The following is a 25422-nucleotide window of genomic DNA, read 5'->3' as shown; positions in this document are numbered from 1 at the left end:
CCTTACCCACGTCCAATAAGCTTCCAACTTGGTTTGAATCTTAACTTCTAAAATACAAAAAGGAGACAATTATGAAAAAGATATTTATAAAGACTGCAATGGCAAGTATGTTGTGCATGGGCTTTGTCTCTTGCGCAGACGAACTGAACATCAAGTCGGTTGACCCACTTAATCACCAAACATATACGGTAGAGGGGCTCTTGGCTAAGCAGTATGCTACCCTTGGTCTTACAGGTCAGAAAGGTCCTGATGGTTTAGCAGATATAAGTGGCAACGAGGGTGAAACCGGATTTATCCGTACAGTGTTCAACCTGGAAGAGTTGATGACAGACGAAACTTTGTGGGCTTATCAGGAAAATGATGGTATTGCTCAAATCACCACCATGGATTGGGACAAGAATAATGTGCGTGTTAACTGGGCATATCAACGACTCAGTTATAACATCAACCAGTACAACTTCTTTATTTCTGAGCAGTCTGGTAGCCTGAGTGAGGATAAGATCGCAGAAGTTCGCTTCCTCCGTGCATTGAACTACTATTATTTCCTTGACCTGTATCGCAAGGCTCCTTTCAAGGATACCTTCGACAACAATCTCCCTACCGAGAAAAGTGGCAAGGAACTCTACGAGTGGTTGGATAATGAGCTGACTACCATCGAGCCTCTGATGGCTGAGGTGGGTGCTTATAATAATAGTGAGAATTTCGGGCGTGCTGACCGTGGTGCAGCTTATGCTCTCCATGCCCGCTTGGCTCTTAACTCTGCCGTTTATACCGATGGTCAGGTAAAGGACTACCAGAAGGCTATCGATTATTGCGACAAGATTCTCAACAACGTAGGTGAAGGCGAAGGTAAATACAATCTTTGCCGTGCAGAAAAGAACGGTTACAGCGGTTACCAGCAGTTGTTCATGGGCGACAATGACTGCAACCCAGAGGCCATGAAGGAAATTATCTTCCCTATCCGTCAGGATGGTGTAAAGACTCGCGCTTATGCAGGAACTTCATACCTCGTAAATGCTTCTACCATATCTGGCATGCCTTATGCAAGCACAAGTGACCCATGGAAGTGTCTGTTTGCACGTGTAGACTTGGTAAAGAAGTTCTTCCCTAACGGGGATATTCCTAAGGCTACCGATGAGGATCTTTTGTCCAATCCATCAAAAGATCAGGTGATTGCAAAGGATAACGAAAAAGGTATCAGTACTGCCGACGTAGTGGCACAGGCTAAAGACGACCGCGCCCTGTTCTATATGGGTATCGGTGGATGCAGTGACAAGGTACGTACTCTAACACCAGGTGATGCTATTACAGGCCCTCTGAATGGTGCGTCTTTCGTTAAGTGGACCAACCTCCATGCAGACGGTACAGCACAGCACCATCAGAAATTTTCAGATACCGACTTCCCTGTGTTCCGCTTGGCAGAAATCTATCTGACCCGTGCAGAAGCCAAGTATCGTCTCAACGGCAGTCAGGATGGTTTGGAAGACATCCTGAAGGTTCAGGACCGTGCCAATCGTCAGATAAAAGCTTCATCAGTAGATGAGCAGACCCTTATCGATGAATGGTGCCGTGAGTTCTATATGGAAGGCCGCCGTCGTTCCGACTTGGTTCGCTTTGGCTTGTTCACAGGTTCTAAGTATCTCTGGAGTTTCAAGGGTGGTTCTGAAAATGGTCAAGGTATTCCAGCAAAATGCAATATCTATCCTATCCCTGGCGACGAGATTAAGAACAACCCTAACATGACACAGAACCCAAAATACTAATTGTTAGGAAACAAGATTTAATTTAAAAGAAATCAATTATGAAAAAAATATTCAAATTCATGTTGCTGCCGGCATTGGTACTCCCTTTGCTCTTTACATCCTGCGATGAAGACAGAGACAGCAACCCTACATTGGACCTGAGTCATCTTGCGGATGGATTTGTATTGAACACTCCTGCTCTTGCAGAAAACAATACCTACGACCTCTCCAGTGCAAAAAGCTTGGTATTGACATGCTCTCAGCCAAATTATGGTGGAGTGCCTTACTCTGTGACGTACTATGCACAGGTATCTATCGACCCTGCATTTGTCAGCGATGCTACAGCCTCTCATGTTGAGTTGGCAACACCATCCTCAGATGCAAGCAGATTGGAATACATAGCTTCCGAAGTAAACGATGCTGTGGTATCACTCTTCAAGGCTGCCAATCCAGATGCAAGTGTTCCCGAAGATATGCCAATTTACATTCGTCTTCGTGGTGTGATTCGCGTTGCAGCATCGTCCTATTTAGGAGAAACTTTCTCAAATGTTATTACCCTGCCTTCTGTCAAGGCTGTCTATCAGGCTCCTGATGCGAAGTTCACCGATAATCTCTACTTGATAGGTAGCTCTATCCAGACTCCATGGCAGAGTTGGAAGCCTATTCCACAGGTACAAGGTGTAGCTGGCAACTACTATGGTATCGTTTACTTGCCTGCAGGTGGTGAGTTCAAGTGGGGTACTGAAAACAATGACTACCGTGGCTACGACCGCATCACCATCGATGATAAAGCCGATGCTGGTATCACTGAAGGTAAGGAACAAAATATCAAGGTAGCCAACGCAGGTTGGTACACTCTCCACTTCAAGGGTAAAATCACTGAAGACAAGAAGAATATCAACTGGACACTGACTGTTTACAAGACTCAGGTATACCTGATTGGTGCTTGTATTGGTCAAAGCGATTGGGGCTTTGCCGATGATACAGCTCTGACACCTCCAGACGATCCAAATGGCGAATGGGTATCTCCTGCATTCACTGCCAGCACAGAGCTTCGCGTATCTGTCAAGGTCGGTAGCCTCGACTGGTATAGTACAGAGTTCACTGTTCACAATGGCGAAGTGTTCTGGCGTAAATATGATATGCCAAACAACTGGGCTGAGACCATGGGTCCTGATTACTCTGTAACTACCGCCCCTGGCAAGAAGTTGTATGTCAACTTTGATACAAATAAAGCAGAAGTTAGATAATTTAAGATGAAAGCAAAATGAAAAAGACATTTTTATATAGCTTAGCAGTCTTGGCAAGTGTATCACTTGCCAGCTGCAACGGCGACTACGACGATTGGGCTAATCCTCAGACCAATCCACAGGAAGCCTCAGCTGCCAAATATGGTATCACCTTTACAGCGGGTCCTGAAGCAGAATGTAATATGCCTGACGAAGACGGAGTCATCAACCTCGTCACAGTCAACTCGACAGATGCCAATGTTTCAGGTTACACACTGATAGACTTGAAAGTAAATGGTGAGGCTATTGAAAGCGGCGAAATCATTGGCAACAACATTCAGGTAAATGCAACCGAATTGGAGAAGATTCTCTGCAAACAGAATAAATCACGCGCAAGCGTTGCTCGTGACATCAACGTTGAGTCAAAGGTTTCTGTCAATTTGGCATCAGGCGATGCTGTTACCATCAATACCGTAGGTAAGACTACAGGTAAACTTAAGCCAACCCCAACTCCTGCTATCGACGAGAATGGCTACTACATGCTCGGTGAAGTAAACGGAAATGGCTGGGATGCAAAAAGCCCTGTATGGATGACCAAAGTTTCTGATGGTGTTTATCAGCTCAAGGTCACCACAGAGAAAGACAAGAACTACTTCAAGTTCTACGAAGGCAGCAAGTTCGAAAGCAACAACTGGGATGTCATCAACAAAGGTGTCATGGGTTGCGAGAAAGACGGTAGCGCAGATGCTTCTGGTACAATCTATTATACTGGCGACAGCTGGGGTACTCCACAGTCCATGGTTATTGCAGGTGCTGGTACATGGATTGTAACTCTCGACATGAACAACCTGTCTTACTCTGTAGGCAAGCCTATCCTCTATATGAAGGGCGATGCTAACGGCTGGGATGGATATGACTATCTCGCAGGTGATGATGGTGTACACTTCACAGGTTTCATGTACCTCAATCAGAACGGATTTAAGTTCACAACAGCGCCAGACTGGAGTGGTACTGGCTATGGTGAGAACTTCTCCACAGCACCTGATGCTGGTAACATAGTAATGACAGAACCTGAAGGTTACTATCAGGTAGATGTTGACTTATCTGAGAGAACTTACACTCTGACTCCTATTACATCTATTGGAATCATTGGTAGCGCATCACCTAATGGTTGGGATTCAGACGTAGATATGACTTACGTTCCTTATAATAAGGATACCAAGGAAGTTAATGGCTACTGGGAAGTTAAGAACATCACATTGAGTGCTGGTGAAATTAAGTTCCGCGCCAACGACGATTGGGCTCTCAGTTGGGGTGGAGAATTAGATAACCTCACAACAAAGAATGGTGGAAACATCACTGTAGAAGCAGGTACTTACGACATCAAGCTTTATGCTTGGGCTGAAGGCTTTGCTAAATGTGTGATGACTAAGAAGTAAGCATTTACTTCATCAAATAAACTTAAAATTATAGGCGGCTCTCAATTCCGAGAGTCGCCTATTTTTTTCTTTCTCCTCATCCTTTTCAAGTATTTTTCCCAAAAACCTTGGAAGTTACAAGGAAAAGTCGTATCTTTGCGGGAAATTAGAAATAACATTAAAAATAAAACAATATGGATGTAACTATAAATAATATAACAACAACTATAACTGTTCCGCAAGTTGATTTCAAGTTATTAAAGGAACTGGCAAAGAAGTTTGGATGGGTTATTCAAGCCGAAAAGAAAAGTGGCATTAAAGAAGCCATGGAAGATGTTAAAGCAGGCAGAGTATTTCATGCAAAAGATGCTCACGATTTAATCAAACAGTGCTTGGAATGAAATACTCTATTGACTTTACAAACAGATTTAAAAAGTCTCTGCGAAAAGGAGTGAAACGTGGGTTAGATCCTACTTTAATAGAAAAAGCTGTAGAGAAATTAGCTAATGATGGTAAACTACCTCCATCATATAAATCGCATAAACTTCATGGAAACCTGGAGGGCATTTGGGAATGCCACATAACTCCAGATTGGTTGATGCTATGGGAACAAAACGATGAAAAACTAACTTTGCTGTTTCTCAACAATGGAACTCATAGCGATTTGTTTTGACTATGATATACTGAACTTTCGCATGTGGTTCAAGTACGGGCTGAAGGCCCAAAAGCTCTTAGCCCAGGGCATCGCCCTGGGTATAATGGCAATCAGCAATGCGCCCTGTAAGGGCAACAGCTTTATATATTGCCTGGAGTTTTAAAGCTTTTGCCCTTACAGGGCGACAGGTTACCGCCCCAAACAACCCAGGGCGATGCCCTGGGCTAAGAGCTTCTGCCCCTTCAGGGCGTGTGGGGCAAAATTTGCGAAACTTCAACTACGAGTCCACTTTAAAAAGTAGTTTTTGGTTCTTTTCCCTACAACATGCCATTTGATTATCAGATGGTTTCATATGAAGAAATTATCAAAAATGACTTTTTTAAGTGGGCTCTATACTGAACTTTCGCAAATGTGGAAGTTAAGGGAAGTTGATTTCCTTATAATCATTTGGTTTTTTAGAGATTTTGTTGTACTTTTGCTTTTATTGTGCAAACGTTTGCATGTAATTTTCTTGATTTAAGTCAAGCAAAAGGCGCTACTTTGGCAAGATTTGCATAATTTTGCACACAACACTAACAACCTATGAATGAGAAAACAATCATAACAATGAAAGATATTGCTCGCGAGCTGGGCGTTTCTATCGCAACGGTGAGCAGAGCTTTGAAGGACAGCCCTCGTATCAGTACAGCCCAGAAGGAACGTATACAGGCGTTTGCCAGGGCGCATAACTTCTGTCCCAATGTAATTGGTGAGGCTCTCAGATACAGTAGGACACAGCCCATGAAGGTCATCGGTGTTATCATTCCTGAGTTTGCCCATTATTTCTTTTCTTCTGTGCTTTCTGGTATCGAGGAGGAGGCAAGTGCGCGTGGCTATCGTGTGATGGTGGCGCAGAGCAATGAGCGATATGACAAGGAAGTGGCAATCTGCGAGGACTTCTATAAGAATAAAGTGTGCGGCATCATCGTTTCACAGGCGAAGGATACCATGCGCTATGCGCATTTCCAAAGATTGATGGACAATGGTGTGCCATTGGTGTTCTATGACAGAATCTGTACAGGCGTGAACTGTTCGCGCGTGGTGGTGGACGACTACATGGGTGCCTTTACGGCTGTAACCCATCTCATCGACTCTGGCTGCAAGAGGATAGCTTTCTATGGCTCGCCCATGAACCTTGAAATATCCAAGAACAGATATAATGGTTATCATGATGCCTTGGTGAAGCATGGCTTGGAAGAAATACCCTCCCACGTACAAATCTGTGACAACAGGGGACAGGCAGAGGCGATTACGCCTGCACTCTTGGAGATGGAAAACAGACCGGATGCTTTCTTTGCGGTGAATGATGATACAGCCATCGGTATTCTTTATACTGCGAAACGTATGGGATTCCGTGTGCCCGAGGATATCAGTGTCTGCGGATTCACCAACGGTCAGCGAGCCGTGGCTTGCGATCCTATGCTTACTACCGTCGACCAGCGAGGAGTGGCAGTAGGAGAGGAGGCTGTCAATATCCTTATCGGACAGGTGGAAGGCTCTATCCCGATGAATGAGGTGGAGAAGAGAGTGATAAGAACCAAACTCGTGGTTCGTGGTACGACAAGATAAAGAAAATCAATAAAACAATAAAAAATATGATGACAAAACCTAATCTGAGTTTCTGGAAACTCTGGAACTTGAGTTTCGGATTCTTCGGGGTACAGATAGCCTACGCTCTTCAGAGCGCCAACATCTCCCGAATCTTTGCAACGTTGGGTGCTGACCCACACAATCTGAGTTATTTCTGGATTCTCCCTCCACTGATGGGAATCCTGGTGCAACCCATTGTCGGAACCTTGAGCGACAAGACATGGTGCCGTTTCGGCCGACGAATTCCTTATCTCTTTGTGGGAGCTACGCTGGCTGTCTTGGTGATGTGTCTTTTGCCTAATGCCGGTTCGTTTGGCCTGACGGTTGGCGGTGCGATGATTTTTGGATTGATAGCCCTGATGTTTCTTGATACGAGCATCAATATGGCGATGCAGCCTTTCAAGATGTTGGTGGGCGACATGGTGAATGAAGAACAGAAGACGAAGGCTTACTCCATTCAGAGTTTCCTCTGCAATGCGGGTTCGATAGCCGGTTATATATTCCCCTTCCTTTTTGCCTTCTTGGGCATCAAAAACTATGCCGAGAAAGGTGTTGTGCCCGACTCTGTGATCTGGTCGTTCTATGTGGGTGCAGCCATCCTTATCCTCTGTGTCATCTATACCACGATGAAGGTGAAGGAGTGGAATCCGCAGGAATACGCCAAGTATAATGGAGTTACCGAAGATGCTGAGATGAAGGAAGAAGGCAAGGCCGACTGGATAAGCCTTCTGAAGAACGCTCCCTCTACCTTCTGGAAGGTGGGACTGGTGCAGTTCTTCTGCTGGGCAGGCTTCCTCTATCTGTGGAACTATTCAACGGGTGCCATTGCCGAGACCGTATGGAATACTACCGATGCCAGCACCAAGGCATTCCAGGATGCCGGCGACTGGGTGGGCATTCTCTTTGCCGTTCAGGCTGTGGGCAGTGTGCTGTGGGTGGTAGTGCTTCCCCAGTTCAAGAGTTCCAAGATGGCTTATGCGGTCAGCCTGATTATCGGTGGTGTGGGCTTTGCTCTTATCCCATTCCTGCACGACAAGTACCTGCAGTTCGTTCCGTTCCTGATGATTGGTGCTGGCTGGGCAGCTATGTTGGCGATGCCTTTCACCTTTGTCACCAATGCTTTGCAGGGTTATGGACACATGGGTGCTTACCTCGGACTCTTCAACGGCACTATCTGTATTCCTCAGATTGTGGCAGCTCTTTGTGGCGGACACGTATTGTGGGTGGTAGGCTCTCACCAGAGTGACATGATGATAGTGGCAGGTGTGCTGCTGATATGTGGAGCTTTGGCTGTTTCCATCATCAAGGAAAAGCATGTGACGCAAAAAGCATAATAAGCGCAACCGATTGCGCAACATTTTGGCATCTTTTGTGCAAGAAATTAATTGTATATAGTAAGAAATGACTAATTTTGTACCATAAATAACAATCTTATAATTCCTTATGGTGTTTCGTTTTAATATAGAATACAAAACGGTTTATGGCGAGAATCTCGTCTTGAACCTGAACATGGACAACGAAGAGGTTCATAACAGCTTGGGAACTACAGACGGGCTTCACTGGTCGTGCGATCTGGATGTGACTCCCAAGACTAAAAACATTACCTATTATTATAGTGTAGAACGTGATGGCGTTTGTATCAAGAAGGAATGGCAGGTGGTGAAGCATCAGCTGAATGTGACAGCCGAGCGTGCCAATGATTATACCATCTATGATCACTGGCATGACATTCCTGAGGATTCTTACCTCTACAGCAGCGCCTTCACCGACTGTGTCAACCATCAGCAGCTTGCAGAGGTGAAGGATAATACCTTTGCCAAGACCATCAGACTGATAGTTCGTGCTCCGCAGTTGAGAGATGGTGAGCGCCTGGTACTGATAGGTTCTGATCCTCTTGTAGGAGCTTGGGACGTAAAGCGTGCTGTGCCTATGGTGGAACAGGCGTACAATGAATGGACGGTGGATATCAATGCCGAGGCTTTGGCTGTCAATTACTTGGAGTTTAAGTTTGTAGCACTGAACGACAAGAAGAGCACCGAAGCATGGGAAACAGGTTACAACCGTAGTGTGGAAATCCCTGAGATGAAGGCCGGTTCGGTTGTATCTTACGAGTTGAGCCAGTCGTTCTTGGAGCGCTGGAACCGTAAGTTTGCCGGAACATTGGTTCCTGTTTTCTCACTTCGCAGCAAGAAGAGTGCGGGTATAGGCGACTTTGGAGACCTGAAGAGTATGATCGACCTGGTGGCAAAGACTGGACAGAAGGTGCTTCAGTTGTTGCCTATCAACGATACGACCATCACTCACACCTGGACAGACTCTTATCCCTACAGCTGTATCAGCGTGTTTGCCATTCATCCACAGTATGCCGACCTGCAGGCTCTGCCCGAGCTTGAGGATGCCAAGGCTCGTGCTGAGGCTGAGAAGACAAGAGCAGAGCTCAATGCCCTGCCCCAGATAGATTATGAAAAGGTAAATGATTTCAAGATAACGTACCTCCACCAAATCTTCAATCAGGAAGGTGAAAAGATGATGAAGAGTGCCGAATATCAGGCATTCTTTCAGGAAACAGAACAGTGGCTGGTGCCTTATGCACAATATTCTTGTCTGCGCGACAAGTATGGCACTGCTGATTTCTCGAAGTGGCCCGACCACAATGCTTGGGACGAGAAAGACCGCAAGGCACTGGCCAACCCAAGAACAAAGGCCTACAAGGAGGTGGAGTTCTTCTACTTCGTACAGTTTGTGCTGAACACACAGATGAAGGCTGTTCACGAGCATGCCATGGCCAAGGGAGTCATCCTGAAGGGTGATATTCCTATCGGTGTGAACCGTTTTGGATGTGATGTATGGACAGAGCCTAAGTACTTCAACCTCGACGGACAAGCAGGAGCTCCACCTGACGATTTCTCTGTGAATGGTCAGAACTGGGGATTCCCTACCTACAACTGGTATGAGATGCTGAAAGACGACTGTCAGTGGTGGACACGTCGATTCCAGAATATGTCGAAGTTCTTTGATGCTTATCGTATCGACCACGTGCTGGGCTTCTTCCGTATATGGGAGATTCCTATCGACTCTGTTCATGGTCTGCTCGGACAGTTTGCTCCTGCACTCGGCATGACAGCTGACGAGATTCGCTCGTATGGTCTTAACTTCCAGCAGGACAGATTCACCCGTCCATTTATCACCGACTGGGTGCTCGACCGTATGTTCCATGAGCGTGCTGACGAGGTGAAGCAAAAGTATCTGGACCGTTTGGATGATGAGCGTTATCAGTTGAAGGCAGAGGTGGATACCCAGATAAAGGTGGAGGCTCTCTTTGAGGGAGTGACCGATGAGAAGGAAATATGGCTTCGCGACGGACTCTATGCTCTGATCAGCGATGTACTCTTTGTTCGCGACCATCGTAATCCGGGATTGTATCACCCACGTATCTCTGCTCAGTTCGACTTTATCTTCGAATCACTTTATGACAATGACAAGGCTGCGTTCAATCGTCTTTATAACGATTACTTCTATCGTCGCAACAACCAGTTCTGGTACGAGGAGGCGATGAAGAAGTTGCCTAAGTTGGTTCAGGCTACCCGTATGTTGGTTTGTGCCGAAGACCTTGGTATGGTGCCAGATTGTGTGCCATGGGTGATGAACGAATTGAAGATGTTGGGACTTGAGTTGCAAAGTATGCCTAAGGATCCAAGTGTGAAGTTTGGGCATCTGAGCCGCAATCCTTATCGTTCGGTTTGTACCATCTCAAGTCACGATATGCCTACGCTTCGCCAGTGGTGGGACGAGAACATTCAGCGCACGCAAGAGTATTATAATACGATGCTCTATCGCCAAGGACCAGCACCTCATCCGCTGCCAGGATGGCTCGCGCAGGATATCATCTCGCGCCATCTCACATCGCCCTCTATGCTCTGCATTCTGAGCATTCAGGACTGGCTTGCCATCAACGAGCATCTTCGTTTGCCCGATGCCAATGCCGAGCGTATCAATATCCCTGCCAATCCTAAGCATTACTGGCGCTATCGTATGCACCTCAGCATAGAGGATCTGGCGGCTAACAAGGAATTTATGGACAGTGTGACAGAGCTTGTTGCGCAGTCAGGAAGAAACTAATGCAAACGTTTGCACGTTATGCAAAAAAGAAATACCCTCCAAATTTTAGGAGGGTATTTCTCTTTTTTGTATATTTGCAATGTCTAACCAAAAGACTTACTTTTACTGACAAACAATAGCAGAACAAGGCAAACTGCAGAACAAGGCAAGCAACAACTGAAAAAGACAAAATAACACTGGACTATATGAAGAAATTGAATGTTTTAGTAGTTGGTCTGCTGCTGCCTCTCTTGGCGGCAGCGCAGACCGTTAAATCGCCCAATGGCAATGTATCGGTAACATTCTCTCTGACTGGTAATGGACAGCCTACCTACGAGATGAGTTATAAGGGCAAGACAGTATGTAAACCCTCACACCTCGGACTGGAGCTTGCCAAGGACAAGCATGCCAGCAAGGGTCTGACGGAAACCAATCTGATGGACGGATTCACCGAAACAGGAAGCAAGACCTCTTCTTTTGATGAGACATGGAAGCCTGTATGGGGTGAGACTGCTACCATTCGCAACAATTATAACGAAATGGAGGTCAACCTGAATCAGGCTTCTTCCAACCGTAACATCACCATTCGCTTCCGCGTATATGATTATGGTATGGGTCTGCGCTATGAGTTCCCACAGCAGGAATCGCTCAACTATTTCGTCATTCAGGAAGAGCACACCCAGTTTGCCATGGCAGGCGACCATACTGCCTATTGGATTCCAGGTGACTACGACACTCAGGAGTATGAATATCAGATTACTCCTCTGACAGGCATCCGTCCTGTTATCGCCAAGAACCGCGAATCATACAAAAGCAACTCTTCCACTACCGTCTTCTCTGACACAGGTGTGCAGACCTCTCTCCAGATGAAGACCAAGGACGGACTTTATATCAATATCCATGAGGCTGCCTGTCTGGATTATCCTACGATGCACCTCAATCTGGATGAAAAGACACTGACCTTTGAGTCATGGTTGACACCTGATGCGGTAGGCAGAAAGGGATTCATCCAGACTCCTTTCAACACACCATGGCGTACCGTGCTGGTGAGTGATGATGCGCGCGATATGCTTTCCTGCAAACTGACACTCAACCTCAACGAGCCTTGCAAGATAGAGGATACTTCATGGATTCATCCTACTAAGTACTGCGGTGTGTGGTGGAACATGATTGTAGGCACTAAAACATGGAGCTACACTAACGACCTGCCTTCTGTTCGCCTTGGTGTGACCGACTATAGCAAGTGCAAGCCTAATGGAACACATGGGGCTACCAATGAAGAAGTGAAGCGCTATATCGACTTTGCTGCAAAGAATGGTTTGCAGGAAGTGTTGGTTGAAGGATGGAACGAAGGTTGGGAAGACTGGTTTGGCCATCAGAAACTTGATGTCTTCGACTTTGTGACTCCTTATCCTGATTTCGATATCAAGATGCTCAACGAATATGCTCATTCCAAGGGCGTGAAACTGATGATGCATCATGAGACTTCTGCCGCAGCTCTTAACTATGAGCGTCACTTGGAGAATGCCTTCCAGCTGATGAACAAGTATGGTTATGATGCCGTGAAGACCGGTTATGTGGGCGATATCATCCCAAGAGGCGAATATCACTACAGCCAGTTGATGAACAATCACTACCAGCGTGTCGTTGAGACGGCTGCCAAACATCACATCATGGTGAATGCTCACGAGGCTACACGTCCTACAGGTATCTGCCGTACATGGCCAAACCTGGTGGGCAACGAGAGCGCAAGAGGTACTGAGTATGAGGCTTTTGGTGGAAGTGTAAGCTATCACACCGTGATGCTGCCATTCACCCGTCTGCAGGGAGGACCTATGGACTATACTCCAGGTATCTTCGAGACCAAACTGTCGGAGTGGAGCAACAACTCAAGTTATGTGCACACCACTCTCTGTGGTCAGCTCTCACTCTATCTTGTGATGTACAGTCCTTTGCAGATGGCAGCCGACCTGCCTGAGCACTATGAGAAGTACGACGATGCTTTCCAGTTTATCCGCGATGTGGCTTGCGACTGGGATGACTCCAAGTATATAGAGGCAGAACCTGCCAAGTATATCACCGTAGCCCGCAAGGCAAAAGGAACCGACAACTGGTTTGTTGGTGGCAAGACTGACGCAGCCCGTACATCGGTAGTGAAGCTCGACTTCCTCGACAAGGGTAAGAAGTATGCCTGCGCCATCTATCAGGACGGCAAGAATGCCGACTATGAGAAGAACCCTAAATCCTACCAGATTATTCACAAGACTGTGAAGAAGGGTGATGTCTTGAAGATCAAAGAGGCACGTGGTGGTGGCTTTGCCATCTCATTGCTTGCCAAATAAACTTTAAAATTTTAACTGGTGTACTTTGGTTGTGAAATTCATGAAAAAACAGGGTTTTTATATTCACTGTATTTTCTGTATTTCCGACCGAATGGCAAGGTGGAATCAAATACGCTAAAAATGAGCGTGTTTGGTTCTTCCTATTTCTGCATAAAATACGCTTTTGTAGGTATTTTATGCAAGAAAAAGATAGTATAATAGCTATAGCTTAGTTAAAAGTCTATATTTATACGTAAAATGGAGAATGATTCTTGTTTGGATTTTCTCTCAATCTAGCAAAAGCTTAACCGTATGAGCATTAAAAATCAATTTTTAGTAGCCTTGACTGCTGTTTTAGTTCCCCATTCATTGATGGCACAAGGTGCTTTCAATGAAATGTCCTATTCTAAGGATAAAACTACTTTCTCTTTGAATTCACCTACAGCTTCTGTTGAAGTAGATGGTGTAACTGGTGCAACTCCACAGGTTTCTTCCAGTAGTGCAAAACCGAGTGTAAAAATCCGTATTTATAAAGACGGACTGATAGGAAAACCTGTCAAGACCATCAAGATGAAAAGTGTAGGTAAGGACCGATGGGAAGCTACCGTAAAGGGTGACTTGAAGGGAAAGTTCTATACTTTTGATATGGGAAAGGGTGAATGTCCCGGTACTTTTGCCAAGGCTGTCGGTGTGAATGGCAATCGGGGTGCCATCATCGACATGGCTTCTACCAATCCTGAGGGATGGAAGGATGACAAGCGACCAGAACTGAAGTCGCCTGCCGACTTGGTGATTTATGAGCTCCACGTGCGTGATTTCTCGGTGTCACCTACCTCTGGACTGAAGTATAAAGGCAAGTATCTGGCACTGACAGAACCTAAGGCGATAGAATATCTCAAGCGCCTCGGTGTCAATGCGATACACTTCCAGCCTTTGTTCGATTTTGCTTCGGTAGATGAGACACGCCTTGATACGCCACAGTTCAACTGGGGGTATGATCCTAAGAACTATAATGTGCCTGATGGCAGCTATAGTACCGATCCTTTTTCGCCTGCAGTCAGAGTGAGAGAGTTCAAACAGATGGTGCAGGCGCTGCATCAAGCAGGCATCCGTGTCATCTTCGATGCTGTCTATAATCATACTTTCAATATTGACGGAAGCAATTTCCAGCGTACTTATCCTGATTATTATTATCGCAAGACAGCCGATGGTAAGTATTCCGACGGTTCGGGCTGTGGCAACGAGACGGCCTCAGAGAAACCTTTGATGCGCGACTATATGATAGAGAGTGTGCTTTACTGGGTGAATGAATATCATATCGACGGATTCCGTTTCGACCTGATGGGAGTGCACGATATTGAGACGATGAAGCTCATCAGAGCTGCTGTTGACAAGATAGATCCTTCTATTTATATATATGGTGAGGGTTGGAGCGCAGGAAGTTGTGCTTATCCAAACGACCAGTTGGCGATAAAGGCCAACACCTTCAAACTCAATGGTATCGGTGCCTTCAGCGATGATATGCGAGATGCCCTTCGTGGTCCTTTCTCTGACAATACCAAAGGCGCTTTCCTGGCTGGCATTCCCGGCGAGGAAGAGAGTCTGAAGTTTGGTATAGTGGGAGGCATTGCCCATCCGCAGGTAGATATGAATTTGGTCAACTATGACAAGAAGCCTTGGACAGCAGAGCCTACCCAGCAGATCAGCTATGTGAGCTGTCACGACGATATGTGTCTTGTTGACCGACTGAAGGCAACCGTGCCTGGCATCAAAGATGCTTCCAGAACGGAGAGCGAACGTATAGCAGAGTTGATTCGCCTCGACTTGTTGGCTCAGACTGCTGTGTTCACATCGCAGGGTGTGCCTTTCTTCTTGGCAGGAGAGGAGATGTTGCGTGACAAGAAGGGTGTGCACAACAGTTATTGCTCGCCCGACAGTATCAATGAGTTTAACTGGGAGAATCTGAAGAAATATCCACAGGTGTTTGAATATTATCGCAACCTGATTCAGCTTCGAAAGAATCATCCGGCTTTCCGTCTTGCCAAGGCTGAGGCTGTGAGAGAACATTTGGAGTTCTTGCCAACAGCCCCTGTTGCAGAGCAGAAGAAAGATGGCGCTCAGGTGGGGAAGAATGGTTGCCTGCTTGCCTTCAGACTCAAGAACCTGGAAGGCATAGACAGCTGGAAGAACATTATTGTCATCTTCAATGCCAACAAGGAAGCCCGCACCGTAGCGATACCTCAGGGCGAGTATCATGTGGCTTGCTGCAATGGGGTTATCAATGAAGACGGAATCGGGATGCCATTGGTGGGTAACGAAACCATCATAGATGGCCAGTCGGCATTGATACTGTATCAGAAATAAGTTTCGAAAGTCAATACAATAACTTAAACATAGATCTATAATGAAGAAGAAATTTGTTTCATTCATGTTGCTTATGAGTAGCGTAATGAGTATGACGGCGGCAGTCAATGTGAGCCGTATTGAGCCAGCCGACTGGTTTGTGGGCATGAAAGATGCTTCATTGCAGTTGATGGTGTATGGTAAGAACATCAAGAGTGCTGATGTTACAGTGAATTATCCTGGTGTGAGCGTTGACAGCATAGCTCGATTGGAATCACCCAACTATCTTTTGGTTTATCTCAATCTGAAGGATGCCAAGGCTGGTGAGATGATTCTTAATTTCAAGCAAGGTAAGCAAACTAAGAAGGTGAAGTATCAGTTGAAAGACCGCGAGATGGCAGGCGATAAGCGCATCGGTTTCTCTAATGAGGATGTGCTCTATATGTTGATGCCAGACCGTTTTGCTAATGGTAACCCTAAGAATGATGCCATCAAGACTATGCGCGATAAGACTTGCGACCGAAATGCTCCCAGTCTGCGTCATGGAGGTGACTTAGAGGGAATCCGCCAGCACTTGGATTACTTCAATCAGTTGGGCGTTACAGCTCTGTGGTTTACTCCTGTCTTAGAGAATGACAGTCCAAGCAATGGCAAGCAAAGTACCTATCATGGTTATGCTACGACCGATTACTATAAGGTGGATCCACGTTTCGGTACTAATGCTGAGTATAAGCAGTTGATTACCGAGGCCCATCAGAAAGGCTTGAAGGTGGTGATGGATATGATTTTCAATCACTGTGGTTTCGAGCATCCATGGATTGCCGATATGCCTTCAAAAGACTGGTTCAACTGTCCAGAATGGCTTCTTCCTGAGTATCAGACTCCTGAGCATGTGAAGAAGATTGGTACTGTGGACGGAGCAAGAACTGTGAACGATATGTATCGACAGACCAGTTATAAGTTGACTCCTGTCCTCGACCCATACGCCAGCAAGGTGGATATGGAAGAGACGGTAGACGGTTGGTTTGTACCTTCTATGCCCGACCTCAATCAGCGCAACCCTCATGTCATCAAGTACCTTATCCAGAACAGCGAATGGTGGATAGAGACCGTGGGAATTGATGGCATCCGTATGGACACTTATCCTTATGCCGACCGTGATGCGATGGCTTTGTGGATGAAGACGCTCAACAACGAATATCCTAACTTCAATACTGTAGGCGAGACATGGGTTACTGAGCCAGCCTATACTGCTGCATGGCAGAAAGACAGCAAGCTCTCAGAGAAGAACAGCTATCTGAAAACAGTGATGGACTTTGCCTTCTTCGACCGTATCAACAGTGCCAAGAACGAGGAAACCGATGACTGGTGGAACGGAATGAACCGTCTCTATAATGTGTTCTGCTACGATTATCTCTATCCTAACCCAAAGAGCGTGATGGCATTCATTGAAAATCACGATACCGACAGATTCCTCGGCGAGGGCAAGGATACCGTGGCATTGAAGCAGGCTTTGGCGCTCTTGCTTACCATCAACCGTACACCGCAGCTCTATTATGGTACAGAAGTGTTGATGAATGGCACCAAGAGTGTAACCGACGGCAACGTGCGTAAAGACTTCCCTGGTGGATGGGCTGGCGACAAGCATAATGCCTTCACCGAAGAAGGAAGAACACAGGCAGAGAACCAGATGTTCCAGTGGCTCAGCAACTTGCTGCATTGGCGCCAGGGTAACAAGGTGGTTACCAAAGGCAAGCAGACTCAGTTCTGTCCTTATAAGGGTGTGTATGTCATCGCACGCCAGTATCAGGGTAAAACAGTCATGACCATCATCAATGGCAAGAAGGAAGCCAATGAGCTGGATGTGACCCGCTATGCAGAGATTATCGGTTCGCATGAAAAGGCTACTGATGTGACGAATGGCCGCACTGTTCTTATCAACAAGAACGTAAAGCTTCGTCCTCGTCAGGCAATGATACTTGAATTCTGATAAATTGAACATTCCAAGTTCAGAAGTTATAGAAGTTAAAGAAGTTATCACTCCCTTCGGTCGTTAGAAGTTATAGCCAACAGTCTTTTTAGTTGAAGATTTAGCTGTAAAGCATATGGCTTTAACTTCTTTAACTTCTTTACATTCTTTGACTTCCCCATTTTCGAAAGTTGAGTTCAATATTTATTTAAGATTGTTTGTTTCTTATTATAGTTTTTATTAACTTTGCAAACGATTAGAGAGCAGGAGGCTTTCTTGTACATATTTAAAACTATAATAAGAAACAATGATTTTAAACCAACTCCGACATTTGCGATTAGTTATGGCTTTGCTGATTCTTTGGGCTTGCAGCTCAGTGGCAAAGGCACAGACCAACGCTCAGATTTTGTATGATTTCGGTTCCGACCGTAAGTTTGTCACCCTTACCCTCGAAATGTTCAAGCAGGACAAGTGGGGTAGTACTTATTTCTTTGTTGACCACGACTTCAACTACGACAAAATGGTAGTGGGCGAGAAGAATATTGCCCAGGGAGGAACCTATACAGAGATTTCACGTGCACTCAACTTCTGGCAGAAAACTCAGTTCAAGAACTGGAGCCTTCATGTGGAGTACAATGGTGGTATCACCAAGAATTATCCCATCAACAATGCATGGCTCTTCGGTGTAGAATACCTCGTGCACGACAAGAATTACAAGAACACTTTGACTCTGGATGCTCTATACAAGACCATCCGTCAGACAGATCAGAATGTACCCTTGCAGTTTACTGCTGTCTGGACCTGTAACGACATCTTTGGTGTAAAGGGCTTGAAGTTCGACGGCTTTGCCGATTTCTGGTGGGAGACTCATGCTGTCGACTATCAGGAGGATGGTTCTGCTACAACCAAGCACACAGTCTTCATCACCGAGCCACAGCTCTGGTACAATGTAGGTCAGCACTTCGGTTGCGAGAACCTCAGTGTAGGAGGCGAGGTAGAGTTGAGCAACAACTTTGGCTCAACAGGTGGCTTCAAATGCCGTCCCTGCTTAGGTGTGAAATGGGACTTTTAGTAAAAAGTAAAAATAATAATCTGTTGTCATGAATAGAGTCTATTGTTTGTTGGTTTGTCTGTTTTGTGCTTGTCAGGTTTCTTTATGCAAGGAACTCGATGAGAAAGTTCTTTTTGAGGAACTTGATCAACTGCTTGCACAGCAGCAAGAACTGACCCAAGAGAAAGAGCGCAAGATAAAAATCATCAAGGAGGGATTATCTGTACCTTCTATCACCTTGGGGCAGGAATATGCCATCAACAATAGACTCTATGATGAATACCTGGCTTTCAAGTACGATTCTGCATACAAGTATGTGAATCGGAATTTTATCATAGCCAAGCGGTTGAACAATAAGAAACTATATACCGAGAGTACCTTCAATTTGGTACATATTCTCTCTGTGGCAGGACTTTTCGACCTTGCCTATGTGCTTGATAGACAGCATCGATGTTCGTGAATTGAGTGGACAGGACTTGCAGGATTATTATCAGACCTACAGCGAACTGGTGTTGTTCAGTACAGAGTTTTCGGTGGGAACAGATTTCTATTCGGACAACTTGAGTAAGATATTGTTCTATCGTAAAAAACTCCGTGAGTCTATCCTTGATAAGAACTCTTTGTCGGCAGCTCTGATATGGCAAAGGTAGTTATAATCAATGAAAATCGAGCAGAAAGTAGTTGGATTTTGATTGTAGAGCCTTGAATTGGTGCTATTTTGTTTAAAAATAGATGTAAAACGCAATAACATGGATAATTATTTCCGTAATCTTTCTTGATTATCCAAGATAATTTTTACCTTTGTAGACCAAGAAACACATGAAAGGATATGGCAAAGAAAGGTATCAATCGCATCAAGATAGTATTGGTTGAAAACAAAAGGACAGCCAAGTGGCTGGCAGACGAATTGGGTAAAGACCCAGCCACCGTGAGCAAGTGGTGTACCAACAGTTCGCAACCAAGCCTCGAAACTCTTGTACAAGTGGCAGAGGCTCTTGATGTGGATGTCCGCTCTCTCATTGTGCAGACGAAGAAAAGCCAGATTGAGATAGAAGCAGAGAAACTTCTTAATATCTCATCAAACCAGTAAGATGAATACAATTAGAAGATTATGACAACAAAGGAAATAGACGAAAAATCGTTAGATAACGCACACCGCCTCTATGAGTCGGGCGATATAGATAAAATTCCAGTTGGAACTACAGTAGGTCTTCAGCAGATACATCATTATCTGTTTGATGGGCTATACCCGTTTGCTGGTGTCATCCGCGATAAGAATATAGCCAAAGGCGGTTTCCGCTTTGCCAATAGTCTTTATCTTGAAGCAGCCCTCGCTGCCGTAGAGAAAATGCCTGAAGATTCCTTTGAGCATATCATTGAAAAATATGCCGAGATGAATGTGTGTCATCCTTTCATGGAGGGCAACGGTCGCTCCACACGCATCTGGCTCGACATGATGCTCAAACGCTCTCTTGGCAAAGTGGTCAATTGGCAGTATGTTGACAAAGACCAATATCTCTCGGCCATGGAACGTTCACCTATCAACGACCTCGAGCTGCGCTATCTGCTTAGTCAGAACCTCACTTCCGACACGGAGAACCGTGAAGTGATATTCAAGGGGATAGAGCAGAGTTATTACTATGAGGGGTATGAAAAGTAAATACATAAACAATAAATATAGATTATAGAATGGCTGCAATAGACCAATATATAGAGCGAATACCTAATACTGAATTGCAAGAGCAAATCAGAGAAGAGGTGGCTCGACTGACTAAGAAGAAAAGGTTTGGACTGGTTTACGAGAACCATTTACCTGATAATGTACTTATGCCAGAGGTGACGATTCGTCGTGGCACGAAGGTGGCTTTGCGTGGCAATACTCCTAATGACGTGTATGAGGTGCAAGACATTGAGAAAGACAATGCCGTGTGCCGAAATCTTGCTTCTCTTGAGGATAAGACTTTCTTGCTTGACGATTTAGTGGCTGTGGCGCAGCGTGGCGATGTGATATATCCTTATCTGAAGCCCATGGACAGTGTGGAGAATGCACCCGACAGCGACTTGTGGCATACGCTGATAGAGGCGGATAATTATCATGCCTTACAGACTCTTGCTTATCTTTATCCGGGTATGGTGGACTGCATCTATATAGACCCTCCTTACAACAAGCCCGACTCGCACGATTGGAAATACAACTGCGACTATGTTGATGGTACGGATGCGTATCGTCACTCCAAGTGGTTGTCGATGATGGAGGCACGGTTGAAGATAGCCAAGAAACTGCTTAACCCTAACGACTCGGTGCTGATTGTAACGATTGATGAACTGGAATATCATCATCTTGGATGCCTGTTGGAGCAGATGTTCCCTGAGGCGAGGATTCAGATGGTGAGTACTGTTATAAATACCGCTGGAGTTAGTAGAGGAGGGGAATTCTCTCGATCGAATGAATTTATTTATTTTGTTCAAATAGGTAGTTCTACCCCAATAGCTCTACCACTAACAAATGAATGGCGCGGTAATACAAAAACAGAGAAAGCAGACAGATTGGTTTGGAACCAATTGATGAGGGCGGGTACAAACGCAAGACGTATAGATAGGCAAAGATTATTTTACCCGTTATATATTTCAAAGGATGGAAAGAAAATAGTTAAAATTGGAGAGTCATTACCTCTTGAAATTGATAGAAAAACGATTGTGTCAGATGAAAAATCTGTTGTTATTTGGCCTATCAGGTCTAATGGTGATGAAGGAAACTGGCAAATTGGTCAAGACACATTGAAGGAAAGTTATGCGAAAGGATATGTACGTCTTGGTAGATTTACAAATAAGGGAATGGCTATAACCTATCTAAAAAGCGGAGAGCAAGAGAAAGTTGAGAATGGCACATATCCAATTAAAGGATATCGTGAAGATGGTTCAGTTATAGAGGGTAATTCTGTATATGATAGAAGTTGGATTCCTGGAACACAGTGGGACTTGCCTTTACATAACGCGACTTACCATGGTAAACAATTATTAAATAAAATAATCGGTGGTCGTTTTGATTTCCCCAAATCCCTTTACGCAGTTCATGACACTATCCGCTTCTTTGTCGCCAACAAGCCCAACGCCCTTATCCTCGACTTCTTTGCCGGAAGTGGTACGACCCTCCATGCCGTAAACCTCTTGAACAAGGAAGATGGCGGACACCGCCGTTGCATTATGGTGACCAACAATGAGATAGGCGAACCGAAAGAAAAGGAACTAAGACCGCAAGGTATTCGACCCGGCGATGAAGAATGGGAAAAGTGGGGGATTGCCCGCTATGTGAACTGGCCACGAACGAAGTGTAGCATACTTGGCGAAGATGTGAACGGAAAGCCCATCGTGGGCGACTACATAACATCGCAGACAGAAACGAAACTGACCGACAGAAAGTTCACGCAAATCAACTTCCTGCCAGCTGAAGCCACAAAGAAGCAGAAGAAGGCTTTGGTGACGCTTGTCAACAAGCAAAAAGATGTGAAGTTGCCAACGATGAGCGACGACGTGCCGTTCCTCGTGTCAGAAGATGACAGCTATAATGCCAGCATTTTGTTTGACACAAATGAGGCGGAGGCATGGATGGAAGCATTAGACGGCAACAGCCACATCACCCACTTCTACATCGTGGCAGAAAAGGATGCCGACTTCAAGCGAATAAAGGCTGAGGTAAGCGAGGTGATGGGACAGATAGAGGAAACCATTCCGGTGAAAATGCCAATGAGCGATGGATTCAAGGCTAATGCTGCCTTCTTCAAGCTTGGTTTTTTGGACAAGCGTTCTGTGGCGAGAGGACGCCAGTTGCAAGAATTGTTGCCGTTGCTGTGGATGAAAGCAGGGGCAATAGGCAAATGTCCAGAGAGTATCACAGACGATTATGCCATTTTTCCAGACAACCGCATGGCCATATTGACGGATGAGGCTTTCTTTGTACGTTTCAAGGAAGACATAAGCCAACACCCCGAAATAAAAGTGGTGTATCTGATTACAGACAGCCAGAATGCGTACCTCGCTATGACAAACGAACTGAAAGGGATGAAAACCTTCCAGCTCTACCGCGACTATTTGGATAATTTCCGTATCAATTATGCAACAAAATAACGACGATACCCAATATGAACATATCTCTTAAACCCTTTCAGAAAGTCAGAGTCAGCGAACTCCGCCGAACTGCTGCCATGGCGCAGATGAATTGGCAACATTTCGGACAGAAGCAAATCATATCGTTCACAGCTCCTACTGGCGCAGGAAAGACCATCATGATGGCTAACTTCATAGAATCGATGCTGTGTGGCGATGACGAGGGAATGGTGGCTGCCATACCTGCCAGCATCTTTATCTGGCTCAGCGACTCACCAGAACTCAACGAGCAAAGTAAGCAGAAATTGGTGAGATATTGCAACAAACTCGTTATAAGCCAGTTCAAGACATTGGATGAGTCGTTTCGCGGCGAGAAACTTGAGCCTGGTATGGTCTATTTTCTCAATACGCAGAAGTTAGGCAAAGGCAGCAAGATGGTTGCCATTGGCGATGGCCGTGACTATACGATTTGGGAAACCATAGAAAACACCATAGAGGAATACGGACGCAATCTTGTGCTCATCATTGATGAGGCACACCGTGGAGCAAAAGTAAACCAGACAACCATCATGCAGAAGTTCGTAAACGGAAGCCCTAAAGACGGCCTTTCCGCTTTGCCTTTCATTATCGGCATGAGTGCTACTCCCGAACGTTTCAATACGCTGGCAAATGCAAGTCTTTCAACTTTGAACAAGGTGGTTGTAACTCCGAAAGAGGTGCGTGAGTCGGGACTGTTGAAGGACATTGTTGAGATTCACTATCCAGAAGAAAGTGCTATAAACAAAAACTTGGCAGTGCTTCAAGCTGCTGCCGACGAATGGAAGGACAAGTGCCTCCATTGGCACGACTATACTGAGAAACAACATAGTCAGAATGTGTGTCCTATTTTCCTGATACAGGTGGAAGCAGGCACGACAGGTAAAGTATCTGCAACCGATTTGGACGAATGTTTGCGTGAAGTGGAAAAACGCACGGGCGAAACGTTTGAGAAAGGCGAGGTGGTTCATGCTTTTGGTGAGCAAGGCACACTGTCTGTCAACGGATTGGAGGTGCCTTATTGTGAGCCGTCGGCCATCAATGACGATCGAAACATAAAGATAGTATTTTTCAAGGAGGCATTGTCTACGGGATGGGATTGTCCACGTGCTGAGGCTATGATGTCATATCGTGTGGCTAAAGATGCCACATACATAGCACAATTGCTTGGCAGGATGATTCGCACACCATTAAGAATGCGTGTTGAGGTGGACGAATCGCTTAACTATGTGCATTTATATCTGCCTCATTTTGACGCAGATACAGTGGCAGATGTAGTAAGAAAACTGTCAGAGGAAGAAGGAGGCGATTTGCCCACTGACATACAGGCTGTGCAGGAAGGCAAGAAGACCACTGTGGTGATGACCGCAAAAAGACCAGTTGCTGCTACTTCGGTAAATCAACAGCAACCGCATACATCCGCAGCTCAAACAAGTTCCGCAGGTACTGTTGACACAAAAGAAATGTCTACAATAAATACATCCGCCTCTTCCTCGACAAATACATCTGATACAACAGAAAAATATGGCACGACACAAAATATACAGAAACCTAAGGTAGAGGTTAGCCAATTGTTACAACATCAAAATACATTTGAAAATGGCAATATGGAAAAATCAGAGATATCTGTGAATTCCAATACTTTCATCGATCCTTATGAAAAAGTGAAAGATGCTATTAATCAGGCAGAGATTCTGACTTATGAGGTAAAAAAGGCTACTGTAACAAAGAACTATCTGAGAGCTTTGTTCGATATGGCGCGTCTTGCTGTCATGACTGGAATGGACGCAACTGCTAAAGCAGTGGATGATGTGAAAGACGCTATTGCAGAAAGGATACATACATATATAGAGCAGCTGAAAGCTGCAAACGAATATGATGCATTGGTCGAAAAAGCTTTGACTTTTCAGTTGAACACCCTTAGTGTAGAATTTTACAAGAGTGGAAATACATACGATTTTCAGCAAGGTCCAGACCTCTTTTCAAAAACTGATGCCGGACTATACCACCAATATCAGCAAGCAAATATTTTGTTGTGTGGTGAAGGCATAGGCGATAGATATGCAAATGTGTATGGAGAAGATGACGATTATTCATATATGTATGATGTTATTCTGTATGCAGCCGACCAGCATCAGCGTGATTTACTAATGGGTTATGCCAAAGGTGAGTTTGAACGGTTGGCCGACTTGTATCGTCCCAAAACTAAACGTCTTTCTGAAAAATATAGATTACAATATAATAGCCTCATTGCACAAGGCAGTTCGGTTTCCAAGCATTTATTTCGTTTGCCAGAAACTATCAATGTAGACCTTGATAACGATGGCGACACTTGTACCGATCATCTGTTTGTGAATGCAGAAGGTACAGCCACATTCAAGTTGAAAGGATGGGAGCCACTGACTCTTGATGAAGAACGAAAGCATCCGCAGTATGTGTGCTGGCTTCGCAACCAAGACCGCAAACCTTGGGCTTTATGTATTCCGTATGAGTGCGGCAATGAAATAAAGAGATTTTATCCCGACTTTATTGTCGTCAGAAGTGATGGAAATGGTGGTTATGATTTTTCCATCCTTGAACCACATAGGGATGACAAGGCCGACAATCTGCCAAAAGCAAAAGCCCTTGCCAAGTATGCTCAAGAATGCCCAAGCTTTAGTAGAATCCAAATGCTGAGACTACGCCATACTTCTTTTGGAGACAGAATGCTTCGGTTGGATTTCTGCAAAATAACTGTAATAAACAAAGTACTCAATTGCTTGACAGATGCTGATTTTGATGCGGTATTTAATGCAGAGGGTGAGTTCGATTGTTGAAACAAATAAAT

General features: G+C 45.1%; 18 protein-coding genes. All 18 read left to right on the top strand.

Going from position 1 to position 25422, the window contains the following annotated elements; genetic code table 11:
- Positions 1-71 precede the first annotated feature (71 nt).
- The gene (gene susD, locus F7D20_RS04965) at positions 72-1763 is read left to right on the top strand and encodes a starch-binding outer membrane lipoprotein SusD (protein WP_158463096.1); all 1692 of its coding nucleotides are present in this window, start codon (positions 72-74) and stop codon (positions 1761-1763) included.
- A 38-nt stretch (positions 1764-1801) separates the two neighbouring features.
- On the top strand, positions 1802-2992 hold the full coding sequence (locus tag F7D20_RS04960) for a SusF/SusE family outer membrane protein (protein WP_158463095.1): 1191 nt from the start codon (positions 1802-1804) through the stop codon (positions 2990-2992).
- A gap of 17 nt (positions 2993-3009) precedes the next feature.
- Positions 3010-4410, top strand: a complete 1401-nt coding sequence (locus F7D20_RS13055) for an Outer membrane protein SusF domain-containing protein (protein WP_228114104.1) — start codon at positions 3010-3012, stop codon at positions 4408-4410.
- Positions 4411-4583: 173 nt separating this feature from the next.
- The gene (locus F7D20_RS04950) at positions 4584-4790 is read left to right on the top strand and encodes a hypothetical protein (protein ID WP_158463094.1); all 207 of its coding nucleotides are present in this window, start codon (positions 4584-4586) and stop codon (positions 4788-4790) included.
- On the top strand, positions 4787-5062 hold the full coding sequence (locus F7D20_RS04945) for a type II toxin-antitoxin system RelE/ParE family toxin (RefSeq protein ID WP_158463093.1): 276 nt from the start codon (positions 4787-4789) through the stop codon (positions 5060-5062). Before F7D20_RS04950 ends, F7D20_RS04945 begins: the two co-directional genes overlap by 4 nt.
- A 564-nt stretch (positions 5063-5626) precedes the next feature.
- Positions 5627-6652: a LacI family DNA-binding transcriptional regulator gene (locus tag F7D20_RS04940; RefSeq protein ID WP_158463092.1), complete on the top strand. Its 1026-nt coding sequence runs from the start codon at positions 5627-5629 to the stop codon at positions 6650-6652.
- Between the two features lie 26 nt (positions 6653-6678).
- Positions 6679-8007, top strand: coding sequence for an MFS transporter (locus tag F7D20_RS04935; protein WP_158463091.1), 1329 nt, complete (start codon positions 6679-6681; stop codon positions 8005-8007).
- Between the two features lie 109 nt (positions 8008-8116).
- Positions 8117-10792 carry a 4-alpha-glucanotransferase gene (locus F7D20_RS04930; RefSeq protein WP_158463090.1) on the top strand — a complete coding sequence of 892 codons (2676 nt, stop codon included), beginning with the start codon at positions 8117-8119 and terminating at the stop codon, positions 10790-10792.
- Between the two features lie 185 nt (positions 10793-10977).
- On the top strand, positions 10978-13113 hold the full coding sequence (locus F7D20_RS04925) for a glycoside hydrolase family 97 protein (protein ID WP_158463089.1): 2136 nt from the start codon (positions 10978-10980) through the stop codon (positions 13111-13113).
- Between the two features lie 291 nt (positions 13114-13404).
- Entirely contained in the window at positions 13405-15456 is a 2052-nt protein-coding gene (pulA, locus tag F7D20_RS04920; RefSeq protein WP_158463088.1) for a type I pullulanase, read from the top strand.
- A gap of 40 nt (positions 15457-15496) precedes the next feature.
- Entirely contained in the window at positions 15497-17425 is a 1929-nt protein-coding gene (locus tag F7D20_RS04915) for a glycoside hydrolase family 13 protein (protein ID WP_158463087.1), read from the top strand.
- 286 nt (positions 17426-17711) lie between these two features.
- Complete coding sequence (locus F7D20_RS04910; protein ID WP_022253283.1) at positions 17712-18476, top strand: DUF5020 family protein; 765 nt, start codon at positions 17712-17714, stop codon at positions 18474-18476.
- 28 nt (positions 18477-18504) lie between these two features.
- Positions 18505-18915: a hypothetical protein gene (locus tag F7D20_RS04905; RefSeq protein ID WP_158463086.1), complete on the top strand. Its 411-nt coding sequence runs from the start codon at positions 18505-18507 to the stop codon at positions 18913-18915.
- The gene (locus tag F7D20_RS04900) at positions 18884-19105 is read left to right on the top strand and encodes a hypothetical protein (protein ID WP_158463085.1); all 222 of its coding nucleotides are present in this window, start codon (positions 18884-18886) and stop codon (positions 19103-19105) included. Before F7D20_RS04905 ends, F7D20_RS04900 begins: the two co-directional genes overlap by 32 nt.
- A gap of 179 nt (positions 19106-19284) precedes the next feature.
- Positions 19285-19545 (top strand): helix-turn-helix transcriptional regulator, encoded by a 261-nt coding sequence (locus tag F7D20_RS04895; RefSeq protein ID WP_158463084.1) that lies wholly within the window; start codon positions 19285-19287, stop codon positions 19543-19545.
- Positions 19546-19566: 21 nt separating this feature from the next.
- Complete coding sequence (fic, locus tag F7D20_RS04890) at positions 19567-20115, top strand: protein adenylyltransferase Fic (protein WP_158463083.1); 549 nt, start codon at positions 19567-19569, stop codon at positions 20113-20115.
- A 29-nt stretch (positions 20116-20144) separates the two neighbouring features.
- Positions 20145-22580: a site-specific DNA-methyltransferase gene (locus F7D20_RS04885; RefSeq protein WP_158463082.1), complete on the top strand. Its 2436-nt coding sequence runs from the start codon at positions 20145-20147 to the stop codon at positions 22578-22580.
- Between the two features lie 14 nt (positions 22581-22594).
- The gene (locus F7D20_RS04880; RefSeq protein WP_158463081.1) at positions 22595-25411 is read left to right on the top strand and encodes a DEAD/DEAH box helicase; all 2817 of its coding nucleotides are present in this window, start codon (positions 22595-22597) and stop codon (positions 25409-25411) included.
- The last annotated feature ends 11 nt before the right edge of the window (positions 25412-25422 follow it).

Origin of the sequence: Segatella copri, from assembly GCF_009495355.1 — a bacterium.
GTDB lineage: Bacteria > Bacteroidota > Bacteroidia > Bacteroidales > Bacteroidaceae > Prevotella.
This window is presented reverse-complemented; position numbering and strand designations above follow the sequence as displayed.